This window comes from Embleya sp. NPDC001921 (assembly GCF_053594475.1).
On record NZ_JBSFEO010000033.1, the window covers coordinates 83,088 to 98,819 of the forward strand.

General features: G+C 69.0%; 9 protein-coding genes. 7 read left to right on the top strand and 2 right to left on the bottom strand.

Translation table 11 applies throughout. The features are described 5' to 3' along the window. The first annotated feature begins 183 nt into the window (after positions 1 to 183). From ACWCPW_RS32905 to ACWCPW_RS32925, 5 genes are all read left to right on the top strand, one after another. Entirely contained in the window at positions 184 to 1,074 is an 891-nt protein-coding gene (locus tag ACWCPW_RS32905; RefSeq protein ID WP_449765208.1) for a LysR family transcriptional regulator, read from the top strand. Between the two features lie 411 nt (positions 1,075 to 1,485). Beyond that, positions 1,486 to 1,815, top strand: coding sequence for a DUF6087 family protein (locus tag ACWCPW_RS32910; protein WP_449765209.1), 330 nt, complete (start codon positions 1,486 to 1,488; stop codon positions 1,813 to 1,815). A gap of 398 nt (positions 1,816 to 2,213) precedes the next feature. Further along, positions 2,214 to 2,999 carry a metallophosphoesterase gene (locus ACWCPW_RS32915; RefSeq protein WP_449765210.1) on the top strand — a complete coding sequence of 262 codons (786 nt, stop codon included), beginning with the start codon at positions 2,214 to 2,216 and terminating at the stop codon, positions 2,997 to 2,999. 331 nt (positions 3,000 to 3,330) lie between these two features. Then, the gene (locus tag ACWCPW_RS32920; RefSeq protein WP_449765211.1) at positions 3,331 to 4,056 is read left to right on the top strand and encodes a hypothetical protein; all 726 of its coding nucleotides are present in this window, start codon (positions 3,331 to 3,333) and stop codon (positions 4,054 to 4,056) included. A 181-nt stretch (positions 4,057 to 4,237) separates the two neighbouring features. After that, complete coding sequence (locus tag ACWCPW_RS32925; RefSeq protein ID WP_449765212.1) at positions 4,238 to 5,179, top strand: TIGR01777 family oxidoreductase; 942 nt, start codon at positions 4,238 to 4,240, stop codon at positions 5,177 to 5,179. Between the two features lie 404 nt (positions 5,180 to 5,583). On the opposite strand, the gene ACWCPW_RS32930 is transcribed toward ACWCPW_RS32925, so the two are convergent. Further along, a complete protein-coding gene (locus ACWCPW_RS32930; RefSeq protein WP_449765213.1) occupies positions 5,584 to 6,495 on the bottom strand; it encodes a HEAT repeat domain-containing protein in 912 nt (303 codons plus the stop codon). Positions 6,496 to 6,878: 383 nt separating this feature from the next. After that, positions 6,879 to 7,706 (bottom strand): tetratricopeptide repeat protein, encoded by an 828-nt coding sequence (locus tag ACWCPW_RS32935; protein ID WP_449765214.1) that lies wholly within the window; start codon positions 7,704 to 7,706, stop codon positions 6,879 to 6,881. A gap of 580 nt (positions 7,707 to 8,286) precedes the next feature. Here ACWCPW_RS32935 and ACWCPW_RS32940 point away from each other — a divergent pair. Both ACWCPW_RS32940 and ACWCPW_RS32945 read left to right on the top strand, forming a co-directional pair. Continuing rightward, positions 8,287 to 13,083: a DNA-binding protein gene (locus tag ACWCPW_RS32940; RefSeq protein WP_449765215.1), complete on the top strand. Its 4,797-nt coding sequence runs from the start codon at positions 8,287 to 8,289 to the stop codon at positions 13,081 to 13,083. A gap of 875 nt (positions 13,084 to 13,958) precedes the next feature. After that, the gene (locus tag ACWCPW_RS32945; protein WP_449765216.1) at positions 13,959 to 15,662 is read left to right on the top strand and encodes a hypothetical protein; all 1,704 of its coding nucleotides are present in this window, start codon (positions 13,959 to 13,961) and stop codon (positions 15,660 to 15,662) included. The last annotated feature ends 70 nt before the right edge of the window (positions 15,663 to 15,732 follow it).

Consider the following 15,732-nt stretch of genomic DNA (forward strand, 5'->3'; position numbering starts at 1 on the left):
GCGGTCTCGGGCCTGCCCGAAGTGTGATCGGTCCCTCGCGCCGGGCGAGTTCGGTCAAACCGGTGACGCTGGACCGCCGGCCCCTCGGGTGGTTGCGCTGGTCATGTCCCCAGTCTCGACGGCAACCGTCGATGAGTCCAAGACATGCTTGTCATCCCATCCATCTCGTTTCAAGATGGATGAATGGAACTTCAGCAAATGCGCTACGTGGTCGCCGTCGCCGAGACGAACAACTTCACGAGGGCCGCCGAACGTTGCCTGGTCGTGCAGTCGGCTCTCAGCCATCAGATCGCGCATCTGGAGAAGGAACTCGGGGCGAGACTCTTCGAGCGCACGAGCCGCCGGGTGCGGTTGACCCCGGCCGGTGCGGCGTTCCTCCCGCTTGCGCGTCAATGCCTGGACGCCGCCGAGCGCGCTGTCGCCGAGGTCGCCGCAGCCGTCGGCGAGATCCGCGGACGGCTGGCCGTGGGACTGATCCCCACCGTTGCCGCGGTCGACATCCCCGGCACCATGCGCGACTTCCACCAGCGGCATCCTCAGGTGCGCATCAGCCTGCGCGTGGGTGCGAGTGACGAACTCGCCGAGTTGGTCCGGGAAGGAGCAATCGATCTGGCCTTCCTCGGATTGCCGACCACGGCCCGACTCCAGGGCGTTCAGGCTTACGAACTCGCTCGGGACCGACTCGTGGCAGTCGTCGCACCGGGTCATCCCCTGGTCGGCGAATCCGCCGTCGACCTGCACAGGCTCTCCTCCGAGGTGTTCGTGGATCTGCCGGCCGGAGCGCCAGGACGCGCCCAGTCCGACCTGGCCTTCGCCGCCGCCGGTCTGAGCCGTGATGTCGCCTTCGAGGTAACGACCGCGGACTCGATGATGGCTCGACTGGTCCAACAGGGCCTCGCCATCGCCATGCTGCCCTCGACCTACGTGCCACAACTCACCGGCGTCACCGCCATCGAGGTCGTCGACGCGCCTACTCGCGTCGAGTACGTCGTCTGGAGCCGCGTCAGCCCCACGCCCGCAGCGACGGCCTTCCTCGAAATCCTCGACCTACCCGGAATCAACGGCGCGGAATGAGACGGACGCCCGTCTCGGCGTGCGAGAGCCGAACGACGCTGTGCCGAGAAGACTGAACGCACTGGCTCCTGGATCGGCGACCGGCCCGGACACCCGACCACGCGATGGCCGCATCTGCGCTGCCACGAGACGGCGGCACCAGGCTGCGTGACGACACGGACGTGACAACCGACCACAACGGCACAGGTGTTCCGGCGTGATGCGGAACAATACGCCCAGCAGACCGCAGGGGCCGGGGACAACGGTCCCGTGCAGGAGCTGCTCCTGTCGTGGGGACAGGTATTCGACGAGCGGCCGCCGTCGCGACCGCGCGGACTCGAAGCCGATGGCAGCGTGTCCAGGCCCTGGTCACGCGTCGATCAGGAGCGCCCCGAAGGCTGTCGGGGCGTATGCGATCACGATGGAGTGCACGTGGACAACAACGAACCCTTGGACCACTGGGCCGCCCGCCGCGAGAAGCGGCTCCGTCCGGTGGGTGAACGCAAGATGATGCACCTCACCGGACCTCCTCGCGCGCCACACGTCGATCGTGACGCGCCCCGCGTCGTGCTGGAGTGGGATGGATTCCAGTGGGTCACGCTCGCGGTCGTGGCGAACTACACCGAAGCCGCACGGCTGCTCTACCCCGATGCTCAGGAAATGGCGCTCGGCGGTGACCCGGCTCCGGGCCGGCAGCCTGACGCATCCGGGCGCCCGGGGCCACTCGGAGAGGGCACCGGTCGCCACCGCAAGACGACGTAGCGCGTCGTCGACGGCTGCGCGCGGTCGCCACACGGGTCGCCGGTTCGTGAAGGCGCCGACCGGTCGTGCCGACGTCGTGATTCTCCTTTCGGGGTCGCCCCGAGCGCGGCCAGGCTTGCCCGGGCACGGCGTCGAATCGAGACCTTGCTCGCTTACCACGGGTAGGAGGTGGAGTGGGACGCAGGGGCGGTTCGGCCGAGCGTTTCGGTTCGCCCTCGGCCTCGGCCCGCCGATTGCCATCGACACCGATGGATCCGTACCCGCGATGCCGCCGCTTGCCCACGTTCTCGCCGAAACCTCACGATGCCCCAGGGTTCGGCGCGCGGCACCGGCTTCGCGGTGGTCCGGTCACGGCCGCGACCACACGGCCACCTTCCCCGACCCAAGGACCCCACAGCATGATCGTGTTCGCCCATCTCAGCGACACCCATTTCGACGGCGGCGCGCGCAGTGTCGAGCGCACTCGCGCGGCGATGGATCATCTCGAGGCGCTGCCTTACGACCTGGACGCGATCCTGGTCACCGGTGACGTCGCCGACAACGGCACCCCTGCGGAATACGACACGGCCCGGGCCCTCCTCGCGTCCCGGCACCCGATCCTGATCGGCCCGGGCAATCACGACGTGCGGGGCCCGTTCCGCGCAGGCCTGCTGGGCGAATCCGCCCACGACGACAGCCCGATCAATCAGGTGCTGCGAACCGAGTCCGCCGTGTACGCGATGTGTGACTCGTCGATCCCGGGCCGACACGATGGCCTGCTCGCGCCGGAAACGCTGGGGTGGTTGTCCGGCGTCCTCGACGAAACCCCCTCCGACGTACCAGTGTTCATTGCGTTCCACCATCCCCCGGTGGAACTCCGGATCCCCACGCTCGACGTCATCCGCCAGTTCGGCGAGACGGACTTGGCGGAACTGGTCGTGCGGCACCCGAATGTCGCAGCGCTGCTGTGCGGGCACGTGCACAGCCCCGCCGCCACGACCTTCGCCGGCAAGCCTCTCCTCCTCGCGCCCGGCATCATCTCCACGGTGCGGCTGCCATGGGAGCGCGGGGACGACGCCGGCCACATCGACCCGCTGCTACCGCCCATGCTGACCTTCAACGTCTGGGACGCGAGCCGCCTGACCACGCACTACCGCGTGGTGCGACCGACCGAGGACACCGAGACCGCCGGCGGGCGCGGCTAGGTTCGGAGTCGGATCCGGGATGGCGTCGACCCGGTCGCGTCGACTCGCTCGCGTCGATCCGGCAGGTGGATGCCCACGACGCGCAAATCACCCGCGTCGGCCCCTGTCGGACCTGGTCCGGAAGTCGGCGTTGCCGGCGAAGTCAAACCGAGCCCCGGCACCCGGGTCGCCGACGCACTGCCCGAAGCCGGTGCGATCCTCGTCGAAGGCCGCCCCGCGCCACCGACGGCACCGCGGCGCGCAGCAGCACTCGACTGCGCGGAGGACGGGGCCACGTGTTCCGGCGTGAATCTCCTAGCGTCCGCCCTCGAGTCGGCGTTGACCATGGCGTATGAACGTACGGACTGCGGTGATCCTCTCCGTCGCCGCGTTGGGCGTGCTTGTCCTCGGCTGCGAGAGGAACGGAGGCGGCAGGGAGTCGGCCGATGGGAGAGGCGAGCGAGCCGACGGGGCGCAAAACACGTCTCGGGCGAATCGGAGGGATGGCGCCGTCGTCTCCCCCTCCGACGCGTCGCCTGGTTCGCCGTCGGCCTTCGCGACCGGCTCGCCCGAAACCGCGTCGTCGGCACCCTCGGGTGGTGCTTCATCCGACGACACCGCGGTCACCAAGGCCGGCACCCGATTGAAGATGGGCGAATCAGCCGTCGCCGGCCTCACGTCCGGTGACCGAAGGGGGCTCGTACGAATCACTCCCATCGGCGTGGAGAAGGGATCGATCCAAGATCTCGTGCAAGGCGGATACTCCTTGACCAAGGAACAACACCGTGCAACCCCGTACTACGTGCGGGTCTCCTACATCAATCTCTCGGACAGCGACCTGTCCCTCGCCGCACCGGCATCCCACCTTGGAGGCCTGGCCGACCACACACAACGAGTCTCGCCCACCGTGCTGCTCGAGGGACTCGAGAAGTGCCCGGCGTCCGACTTCACCTCGTTCACGAAGGGCACTGTGCGCACGGACTGCAGAACATTCCTGCTGCCGGCCGCCGCGTCATTCGACGGCGTCGTCTACCGTTTGCCGGACTCGACGTCCCCGCCCATCGAGTGGCGGCGCTGACTGCTCGGCATCGCACGCTTCCAGGGGCTGACCCGGTTCGTCACCACGCATGGGACGCCCACCCTCATGGCCGTCCCTTGGCCGTGCAGGTGCTCCTTCGGTCGGCATTCCCCAGCCCTCATCACCGACCCACAAGCGCCACGAAGGTGCGAGGATGATCCCTTCCCAGGCAAGGAGCCACATGAGGATTGTGATACCCGGGGGAACCGGGCAGGTCGGCGCGATCCTGACCCGCGGGCTGACCTCCGCCGGTCATGAGGTCGTGGTTCTGACCCGTAACCCGCGCCGCGCGAACGAGGTTCTCTGGGACGGCGAGACGCTGGGCGCCTGGGCCGAGGCCGTGGACAACAGCGACGTCGTGGTCAACCTGGCCGGGCGCAGCGTGAGTTGCCGGTATACGAAGGACAATCTGTGGGCGATGATGGACTCGCGTGTACGCTCCGCCCGGGTCGTCGGTGAGGCGATCGCGGCCGCCGCCCGACCGCCGCGGGTCTGGCTCCAGATGAGCACCGCCACCATCTACGCCCACCGGTTCGACGCCCCCAACGACGAGGCGACGGGTGTCGTCGGCGGCGCTGAACCCGGGGCGCCGGCCTACTGGGGTTTCAGCGTCGAGATCGCCCAGGCGTGGGAAAGAGCCCAAGAGCAGGCCGACACCCCCGACACCCGAAAGGTCGCCCTGCGGTCCGCGATGGTGATGAGCCCCGACCGCGGCGGTGTCTTCGACGTCCTGCTGCGGCTGGCACGACTGGGCCTGGGCGGACCGGTCGCGGGTGGGGCGCAGTACGTGTCCTGGGTCCACGAGCGCGACTTCGTGCGCGCGGTCGAGTTCTTGATCGAACGGGACGACCTCGCCGGTCCGGTGAACATCGCCGCCCCGAATCCCGTGCCGCAAGGCGCGTTCATGCGCGCGCTGCGTACCGCGTGGGGAGTGCCGATCGGCCTTCCCGCGACGAAGTGGATGGCCGAGGTCGGCGCGTACGCGCTGCGCTCGGACACCGAACTGCTGCTGAAGAGTCGGCGCGTGGTCCCCGGTCGCCTGCTCGCATCGGGGTTCGCCTTCGACCATGGTCTGTGGGGGGACGCGGCCGACGACCTGGTTCGCAGTGTGCGCAGGCGTTGACGGCTCGGCTCGTCGTGGCAACGTCCGGCGGTCGACGCGCGCGTCGGCCGGTCCCGCGCAGGCGCCGGGGCGATCCGGCGCGGACCGTGAGCATGGTTGTGTCGCCGTTCACTCCGCGAACGACGAGTTCGTCCACCACGCGTTCGGCGAGATCGTGGTGAATCCTGGGGGTCGTTCGGCCGCGTTCTCCGAGGGCTACATCCGCGTCAACGCGGACTGCACCTCGTGAATCCGGGGGTGCGGCGGTCGGGTACGGGCCCGACATGCTCGCCGTGGGCCGACCGTCCGGGATCACCGCGTGGTGCGGTGACCGGCCGTCACAGAAGTCCGACGCGAAACAACCGCCTCGGAGACCACACCGACCGGCGCCCGTCGAGCCTCCTGCGTTTCCGCCCCGGGCTCCGTCAGGTTGCCTCGACGACGCCGCCGGGGCGCGGCCCCTCGTCGCTCGTGTCGTTCATTTGCCGCCACGCGGCGGCCAGTTGCGCACGGTTGGGCGGATCGTCGACGTCCGGATCGATCGACAGACCGATGAGACGCCCCACCAGGACCGCACAGTTCTCGGCCAGATCGGGGTCCAGGTCGTCGGCGAGGGGCAGGACGAGTTCGACGGCCTCGGGGGTGCCGACGTCGACGAGGGCCCACATCGCGGAGCGGCGGACATGGTTGTCGGGATCGCACAGGGCCTCCGCCCACAATCGGACCGCTCCCGGCGGGCGGAGCAGATCCAGGGCCCGCACGGCGAGTTCCCTGACCAGGGGCGACTCGTCGTGCAGAGCGGCGACGGACAGACTCGATCCGGATGTGTCGCCCAGCTTGGCCAGAGTCATCGCCGCTTCCAGCGCCAAAGCCCGCAGTTCCCCGTCGTCCGAGTCGGCGTACACCAACGCGGCCCGCAGACCCTCGACCGCGGCCGGATCACCGTGGACGCCCAGTGCCGACGCGGCCGCACGACGAAGATCCGGCGTTCGACCGGCGTCGGACAACACGCCCGACAGCGCGGCCAGTACCCCGGGCTCGTCGAGGGAGGCCACGGTATCCACGACCAGGTACGGCAGGCAGCGCGCACAATCCGCGGGCATGTCGCGGACAGCGGCGAGTAACGCGACCCACAACGGCATCAGAGCCGGGTCGCGGCTCTCTCGAATGGCCCGCTCCAAGGCCACGGCGGATTCGATCAAGGGCCAGTAGTCCATCGCCACCACGAGTTCGCCGATCGCACCGCTCTCCAAGTCGGGCGGCACCCCCGCATTCGCTGCCTCGACCGCCTCCGTACCCGCTCGGACCAGCAACTCGGTTGCGGAGAGTACAATCACGGACCCATTGGAGCACGCGGACGCACGGCACGCCGCCGTGAGGCATCGTCGTCCCGAACCGCGGTGCGGTGGCCCGGGGCCGACCGCGCGATGTCACGGCGGACTGGGCGTTGGCGTACCGAATCCGGGGGGTCGGCCGCGGTCACCCGACGTCGACGGCGTCAACGCGGATTGCAGCAGCGCGTCGGCCCCTCGATTGCGCTGATCGCCCCGGAGACGTTCGTGTGGCTGGAACACCCGTCGTCGAGATCGCCTCCATAACGTCGCCGTGAGCGAGGCCGTCCATGCCTCCCGACTGGGACCGAGGCAGGTCGGCGCGCGGCGCACGAAATCACCATTGTGGGCGGACTCGTGGCAGCGGGCTTGGCCTTTCTCCCGGTGGTTCAGTTCGACGAGAAAGAGTCGAGGTTGAACATGCCCCTGATCGTGCTTTCGTCGGCTGCCTTGCCGTACCATGTTTCAGCTTCCTCGCTCCGTCCGTCGTCTTGGAGAAGGTCGGCCAGGGTGGACGCGGCACCGGGGTGGCCGATGTCGGCGGCCCGGCGGAGATGCGGTTCGGCCTCCTCGGAACGGCCCTGCTCCTTGTAGAGCTTGCCCAGGTGGTAGTGCGCCTTGGACTCACCTGCGTCCAGTGCGCGCAGCCACCAGGCCTCCCCCTCCGCCGCGTTCTGATCGAGGAGAAGCAGACCGAGTTGCAACATGCCGCCGCTGTTTCCGGCCTGGGCGGCCTTGCGGTACCACCTCTTCGCCTCCGCGGTGTCGCCCTGCTCGGTCGCGACCATGGCAAGCCCGTACATCGCGCCATTCGCGCCTGCCGCCGCGGCCTTGCGCCAAAGGACGACGGTCTCGTCGTCACGGCCGCGATGGTGGAGCAGGTCGCCGAGGCTGATCATGGCGTTGACGTGTCCGGCGTCGGCCGCCTTGCGGTACCACCCCGCGGCCTGGTGAGTATCACCTGATCCATAGGCAATTACCCCGAGTTCGTTGGCCGAATCGGCATGTCCCGCTGCGGCCGCGCGACGGAACCAGCGCTTGCCTTCCGCGACGTCGCCTCCCTGGTAGGTCAGCCCGCCGAACCAGAACATCGCGTCGGTGTGGCCGTCTTCCGCCGCTTGGCGATACCAGTGGATGGCATCTTCGGACCGACCCTCCAGCCGGTGTGTGATGGCGGTGGCATAGGCGTCGTCGGCGGAGGGGCGCGGGATGCTCATGATGTGTCCTGATGGGGTGAGGGTTTCCGGCAGGCCCGACTCGACGGCCGCCGATTTCGGTTCCGACTCAAGGTGCATCGGTCATGGAGATCCGTGTGGCGGGGACCGGCGACCCGCTTCCTGATCTCCCCTCCGGCCTCGGCCACCGATGGCCGCGTGCCGTCCTCGACCTTCGACCCGCGCGGCGCGAATCCGTCCCCGGCGTTGGTGGTGCCGGATCCGGCTACCGCCCGCGAACACCAAAGCCATGAGAGAGAATCCGGAACCCGAGGAGGACAACCCGGCGCGAGGGCCATCCGACCCCACAACTCGGTTCCCTCAGTGCGGTTTCCTCGGATCAGGGAACCAGCGGGACCATACCGGCTTGCTCGTGCCCACACTGAAACCCGCTCGCGCAACAACCACACACTCTCCCACGGTGCACGAAACCGCCGCCCTGGGATAGGAAAATCCCGACAGTGTTGCCGGCGCACTCCCACGGGGCTCACCTGTGCCTGCCGGAGCGACAAACGCCGGTAACCTGCCCTGCGTCGCCGCCGGGATCGCACCGGGCGATGCCGAACGGGAGGAACCCACAAGCGTGAACACCCTTCAGGCCAAAGCCTTTTCATCCTGGCTGGGCACCCATCATCCGGTCGACCGCACACGCGTCCTTGCCCTGTTTCCCGAGTGGGAAGAGCAACTGCGGAAGGCCTGCCGGCACGTCTCGCATCGACCGGCCCGGGCCCAGGAGACCTTCGAACACCTCGCCACCGAACTGGTCCGCGTCGCCGCGCATCTGCTTCCCGAGTTCCATGAACAGGCCGCGTGGGTATTTCTGGCCGCGGGGAACTCGTCCTTCGCCGCGCGCCGGCTCTCCGCCGCCCGTCAGGCCGAGGCGGAGCACGCGCTCGCGGTGAACGATCCGCACGTGGACGAAACCTTCACGAAGTTCGCGAAGGCCGGGGTCCTTCCCGCGAAGGCGGTGGCGGAGTACTCCAAGGAGTTGTCCACGCGTCTGACGCCCGAGGCCGCCTTTCGACGCTTCGCTCGCGTGTCCGTGAGTCGTACCGAGGCGAATCTGGCACCGTCGGCGCAGATGGCCGCCGCGATCAAGCGGCTGGCGCGGGCGGCCGGCGACGCCCCGGTTCGCGAACAGGGGTATCTCGCCGAGATCCTCGCGCTACCCTCGGTCATCGACGCGCCGGTGAGTTGGTGGGAGGCGCACCATGAGGCACTGGTGATGCTGGCTCGCCGCGATCCCTCCGTTCGGGGCGCCCTCTTGAACCTCACTCCCGATTGGCCCCGGAGCGACAAGCCCATCGAGCAGCACCGGGCATTGATGGTGCACTGGATAGCGCTCCTCGAGGAGACGAGTGCAACCGCGGGACTGGGCGACGACCCCAACGTGACCGATCGGGAACGTCCCACCGACGGCACGGCCGGATGGCTCGCTCGGATCCTGAAGAGCTGGAGCTCGGGTGGAGACGATCCCCGACTCCCCGGACTACACGCACTGGTGGAGCGGGTCGCGGATCGCCTGCGCGGCGAACTCGCGGCCTCCGGCGCCGCGGTGGAGTTGACGGGCTCGCTCACCTACGACCTGGACCTGGTTGACCTCCTGCTCTCCCTGGACATCCCGGTGAGACCCACCGAACCCGGAATCGGCTATCTCGACGCGAGTCTCTGGAGCAGGGCGCCGGAGCGGCGCGACCTCCGAGCCCTGGCCGAACACCCCACTCTCGCGGCCTGCCTCTACAAGGGCCTACAGCCGATCCATGACAACGACGATGGTCGACGCACTCTTCGCGCCCTCGCGGCGACATCGGGCGGGCGCTCCCTCTTGACGGGTTGGGTGCGTGAGCAGGCTCGCGGCGCGTGGCCTGCGGGTCTGCCGAACCTCCCGCACGCCCAACGACACCTGACGTGGGTGCCCCCCGAGATCCTCGCCCTGGCCTCGGAGAACGTGTTCGCCGCATGCGCCGTGGACCCGGCCCCGGAACTCGTGCGCACCTTGCGCGGTGGCCTGTTCGACGAGCTGTGCCTGCCCGAGGCCGAGAGCTTGGCGGCAGGCCACGACGGCACACCGCCGGCGTTCTTCGACGCCTGGCCACATCTCATCGTGGCAAACGGCACTGAAGCCCGCGTAATCGGTTCCCGGGGAACGATCCTGACGCACCGAATCCGCTCGCGACAGGAGGACATGTGGACGGGTCGGCGTGGATTCCATTTCGTGGACGGGGCCCTTCTGGTCTTCTGGACACAGCGGCACGAAGACCTGCTGCTCGGATACTGGCATTTCCCGCAGGAGGAGGATGAGGTCTGCGAGGACTCGAATCCGCCGCTTTCCCTGACCGGTGACACGGATGAGTTCGAACGTCGCCGCGGCGAGGTTTCCCTGCCGTTTCCGGGAGGTGGTCGGTTCACCGGTCGGGGGATCCTGCGCATGGGTGACACCACGATCCCGAGGGAGGCCGCCGTGAGTGGCGACGGCGTCTCGCTGTGGGCCTGGGACCGCGGGTCCTCGTTGTGGTTCTCTCATGATCCCGCCACGGGGGCACGGCGCGACAAGGCGACGCCGCCCTTCCTGCTCACGGACGTCGGTCCGAGACTCGCGTGGGATGCCCAGCCCGGTTGGGTACGCCCTGCCCCGTCCGACGAGGCGACTCCGGTCGGCGTGCCGGTGGACGGCCTGCTCGGCTGGCGGGTGACGGAGATCGACGGCGGCTTGCTGCGTGGTGAGGACCTGGCGGGCCGCACGGTCACCATTTCGCGAACGGTCCTCGACGGACCTTTCACCATCGACTTCTTCGGTGCGCTGACCCTGCCCGGCGACGATCGTCCCCGAGGCCTGATCCGACACAGGCTCGGCTACCGCGCGGTGGTCGATCCCGACGGTGTGATCACCGCGACGGCGGACTCGGCGTTCCTGTCCGAGGGCCGCGTGCTGCCGCCGACCTCGTTCTGGCACCTCATGCGACCGCGCGACCCGGCGGGTTCGGCCGCGTTGCGCGAGATCGATCACGCCACCGCGTCCGCGTTGCTCGACGCCGCCGCGCACGCCGACGACGCCGCGCTTCCCGCGCGGGTGCGCCGACTGATCCCGCGCGTCGAAGACGACACGCTCGCCGCCGGAGTCGCGCGCGTCATCCGCTTCGTCGAGCAACGGCAGACTTCGATGCGGTCCGTGGCCGACCGCTTGACCCGACACCTGCGCGACGGGCCCCCGGACGAGGCCGACGACCCGCGTGACGACCCGGGGGACAGGTTGCTCGCGCACGCTCTCAGTGGTCTGTCCCTGTGGCGCGGAATCTCACGGCCCGACGTTTTCACCCTCAACGATCCGCGCGCGTGTGCCCAACTACGCGTGCTGGCGGCGACGTTGCGCGAGAACATGACCGATTCGAAGGCCCCCGACGACGCCGACGTCCGTCTGCACATCGGACGGACAAAGATTCCCGCCTCACTGATATCCGTGCCCGATCTCGTCGCCGCCGCTCCCGCGATCGGCGTGCGGGCGTGTGCGCCGACGACCTCCGCCGCCGAACGAGACGCGCTGCATCGCCTGTTGAACCTCGTCCATGCTCTGGGGCCGGCCGGGGAGCGCGCCGGAACGTGGCGTCGCGTCACCGTGCACGTGCGCCGCGAAGCGCTCACCGATGCCGGATGGGAGAACGAGGACGCCGCGAGTTCACGTGGCGTACTGCCGTTGGGGGATGGAGCGTTTCTCTTCGTCGCGGGGGCGTCGGTTCCGTTGGAGGTGCGCCGCGATGCCAAGAACTACGGCTGCGACTTCGAAGCGTTGCACCGGGATCCGAGTGGCGAGTTCAAGCTGCCCTCGGCCTATCGCGTCGACTCCTCGGTCGAACTGGATCTCGCCGCGATCGCGGCCGCGGCCCATCCGGCCCTGCGAGACGGGCGCCCGCCGTTCGCGTGGGATCAGGCGGGCGCGGACGAGTTGCACGCAGTCACCGGGATCGGTCATGCCGCCTCTCGGCTGGTGGTCGCCGGCTTGCCCGAGGTGGAGGACACGGACTTCCCCTCGGCCGAACTCCGTGGACTGCTCGGCCTGAAGGAAGGAGAGGCCCGGCTCGCACGCCACGAGATCGTGCGGTTGGCATCACCGACCACACGCGCGGAACTGGTCACCGCACTCCTCCCGCAGGACCCGGAACGGTTGTGGACCGACGGGGTGGACGTCTCCGCCGCAGCAAAGTTGTGGAATCGTCGGGTCGGCCGGCTCAAGCCCATCCCCGACGATCTCCTGGTCGAGGCCACGGCGGCGATGCCCAATCTGCTGTGGCGCGACGAGGGCCGCCTCACCGCGACGATGCTGGCGCTGCGCGCCCTGCTCGACCCGACCAAGAGCCCCGACCTCGCTCGCACTCGCACCCGGACAGTGCTCAGGGGCAGCCGACTTCGTCCCTGGAAGGACGATGACAAAACGGGGTTCGGCGGGGAGATCCTGCCGGCGCTGGTCTCGGTGGCGAGCTGGCTGGCGCACCGACTCCCGGCGGGACACGCCCTGCGCGCGTCGCTACCCGTTGCTCTGACACTCCTGCGGGAACGCCTCGCCGAACCGGGCACGTTGCTTGACCTCGATCACAACGCCCATTTGGGCGCGTTCCGTACGGCGGCGGGTCCCCCGACCGAGACCGACGAGGTGTGGGAAAGGCACGGAGCCGTCGTGATGACGCGCGGCCTCGATTGGGATCTTCATCCGAACATCATGAGTTCCCCGATCGTACGTACCGACCTCCTGGACGCGGACGGTCGGGACCCCTACCTGACCCTTCTCCTTTCAACGTTGCCGGAGTTCGCCCAGGACTACCAACGCGGAACCGCCTTCCGGCGGGTGTACGACGCCGACTTCGCCGCCTCGCTCGCGGACCCCGGCGATCCGGTCGCCGGCGAGCGCGACCCCGACGGCACCTGGTGGCCGCAAGACCCCACCCGATCCGTACCCGATCTCGTCACCGAAGTCGCCGCCTGCCTCTCCCTGGCACCGGACGCCGCCGCGTTCTATCTGATGCTGCTCGCCCTCCCCGACCCCACCGACCGCAACGTCGCCCGCTGGACCGGGTGGAAGCGCCCGCGCCTCACCGCCGCCGCCACCGAACTGACCGAGCGTGAAGACCTGGTGCTCCGGGCCCGCCGCGCCCGAGCCGGCCGCTCGCTGTTCCTCCCCGGACCCTGGACCGCCAACAAAGCCCCATACGCCGCGCTCGAGACCTGGAAGCTTCCCTTCTTCGACCCCATGGCCACCATGGGCATCGTCGGCACCCCGATCCTGGGCGCCATCGTCCCCCGCGAGCCCGCACCCACCCTGCTCCACCGCGCGTGGCAACGCGTCCTCGACGACGACGCACCCCGCTACGAGGAGAAGCCCACGCCCTGACACCGTCGCGATCTCGGCCGGCGCCGAACCACCCGTCTCCGGCCGAGGTCACGGCTCGCATCCCGCCACGAATCGCAGCCACCGGACAACGCCGCACACCCATCACTCGCGCGGTGCGTCCGTACAGCGGCGCGTTCGTACAAGAGTGTGCCGGGGCGCGGGATCTAACGTTCTCGATGGCCATTCGGCCACCGAGACGACAATCGTGATCGGCACGCGCGAGCCCAGGGGATCACGCCGGCATGTCCTTGCTTCGTTGTGCGATCGCCCATGCCACCGCATCGACAGCCCACCCGCGACGTACGCCTCTCTCCGCACCAGCGCTCCGGAGGCGGGTCCCGACGCGGCCGCGAAGGTCTCCGTGCCGGAGCCCATGCGGTCATCCATGAGCAGGGAACCGGCCTGCCCGAACCGGGCGATGCGCGCGGCATTCGCACGCCGTGTTCCATCCGGCGTTCGGGTCACGCTGCCCGGCAGGCGGTGTCGACGGTGTCCGGGGGACGAGCCCGTCGGCACGTTGACCGGCACCGCCGGCATCCGGCCGCTTCACGAACAGCGCGTCGCTTACATCGAGAACACGGCTGGAGAAGATTTTGGACGGTGTCGCCGAACACGCGACCACACCGGCCACGCGACGCGCTTCATCCCCGAGAGGTGGAACCTCCGAACCATGGACGAGCAGGTGGCGACATCTGCGGACTCCTACGGTCGTCACGGGTGCCGTCGTTCCGCTCTACATTCTCTGGGCGGCTTTCCTCGCCACGGGAGGCGGGGACCTGGCGGCCCAGTTCGCCTGGTCCGGATTCGCCGAACGTCAACCCGGATCCGCGTACAACCTTTCGTGGTACGGGGGTGCCCACACCGCGAACTACAGCGTGCTGTCGCCATTGTTGATGGCGAACCTGGGGGTCAGAGCGGTATCGGTCGCGTCCGGGCTGCTCGGGACATGGTTCACCGCCGTTCTGTTCGCGCGAAAGCTCGGCCCGCGACGGGCCCTGGCGCCGGCGGCGCTGGGCGCGCTCATGATCTGGTGCAACGTGGCCTCCGGCCGCACAACCTTCGCCCTCGGTACGGCGATCGGGCTGGGCGCGTTGCTGGCCGGTCGTCGGTCTGTGATCGCCCTCTGCTCGGCGGCGGCAACGCTGGCAAGTCCCATCGCCGGCCTGTTCCTGCTGGTGGTCGGTGCCGCGGCCGCGATCGACTGGAACTGGTCGAGAGCTGTGCCGCTCATCCTGCCCCCCTGCGCGACACTGGCCGCGGCGTCGCTCCTGTTTCCCTTTCACGGCGAGCAGCCGATGCCGGGGGAGCGACTTCTGATGCCGCTCGCGGTCTGCGTCGCGGTTGTCGTCACGGCTCCCCGCGAGTGGCGTCTACCGCGCGTCGGCTCCGCCGTATACGCGTTGGGCGTGGTCCTGTGTTACCTCATACCCTCGCCGGTCGGGACCAACGTCGTGCGCTTGGCCGCGACATTCGGACCGCCTCTTCTCCTGGCCGCCCTCACGGCGCGGTGGGCGGGCTCGAACGGTCGCCGGCGGGTTGTCCACGCGTTCGGCATCACGTTCTTGGTCTTGACCACCATGCATATCCTCAACGCGACCGTTCGCGATCTCCGGGTCACGGCCACCGTACCTTCCTGGCATGGACATACCGATGACGTCGTCCGAGAATTGCGCCTGCGCGGGGCGGAGCGCACACGGATCGAGGTTGTTCCCAACCGTGATCATCGTGAAGCGGCGGTCTTGGCACCGCATTTCAACCTGGCGCGTGGTTGGAACCGTCAGCTCGATGTCGAACGCGGTCGCCTCTTCTACGACGGCACCCTCACGCCCGACACCTACCACGCCTGGCTGAAACTCTGGGCGGTGGAGTTCGTCGTGCTGAACTCCGGAACGCCCGACAGCTCGGGGCGGGAGGAGGCTCGGATCGTGCGCTCCGGCCCCACCTGGTTGAGGCCGGTGTGGGGCAACGGCGAGTGGACCGTCTACCACGTCCTGGACGCGGTGCCTCTCATCGACGAACCCGCGAAGGTGCTGCGGGCCGACGAGGCCGAGATCATCGTGCACATTCCGGCTCCCGGTTCCTACACGCTGCGCGTGGTGTACTCGCCCTGGCTCTCGATGGACGGTGGCTGTGTCCGGCCCATCGGCGAGTGGACACGGCTGACCGTTCCCAAGGGCGGCGACTACAAAGTGGGTTCGCCCTATCGCGGTGGTCGTGATCACGGCTGTGGGACCAGGACATCCCCCGCCATTCGTGATTCGCCGGGTCCACAAACCCTGCGAACGGGAGCGCCCACCGACGAGAGCACCCTCACTCCCCTCAGCGCCACGCCGGCCGGCGCCGTCGACAACGGGGGATCGCTCGATGGACCACCCACATCTCCGCCCCTCCGCCAGGATGCGCCGAAGCACCACCGGGACGATCACCCGAAGGACCTGGGTTGGTGGTCGCGGGTCGGAATGACCTGGACCTTGATTCTCTACGTTGTCGCAGGTGCGTGCGTCACGGCGACGTGGGCGGTACGGGCGCTTCCGCGGAAGCAACGCGACAGCGTCGACCTGCCCGCGGAAGACGGATAGGACGGTGTCTCGAAGACGGGAGCCTCTCCATGAGGTGCCCCGAGAGCACGTGGCAGCCGGGATGGGACGC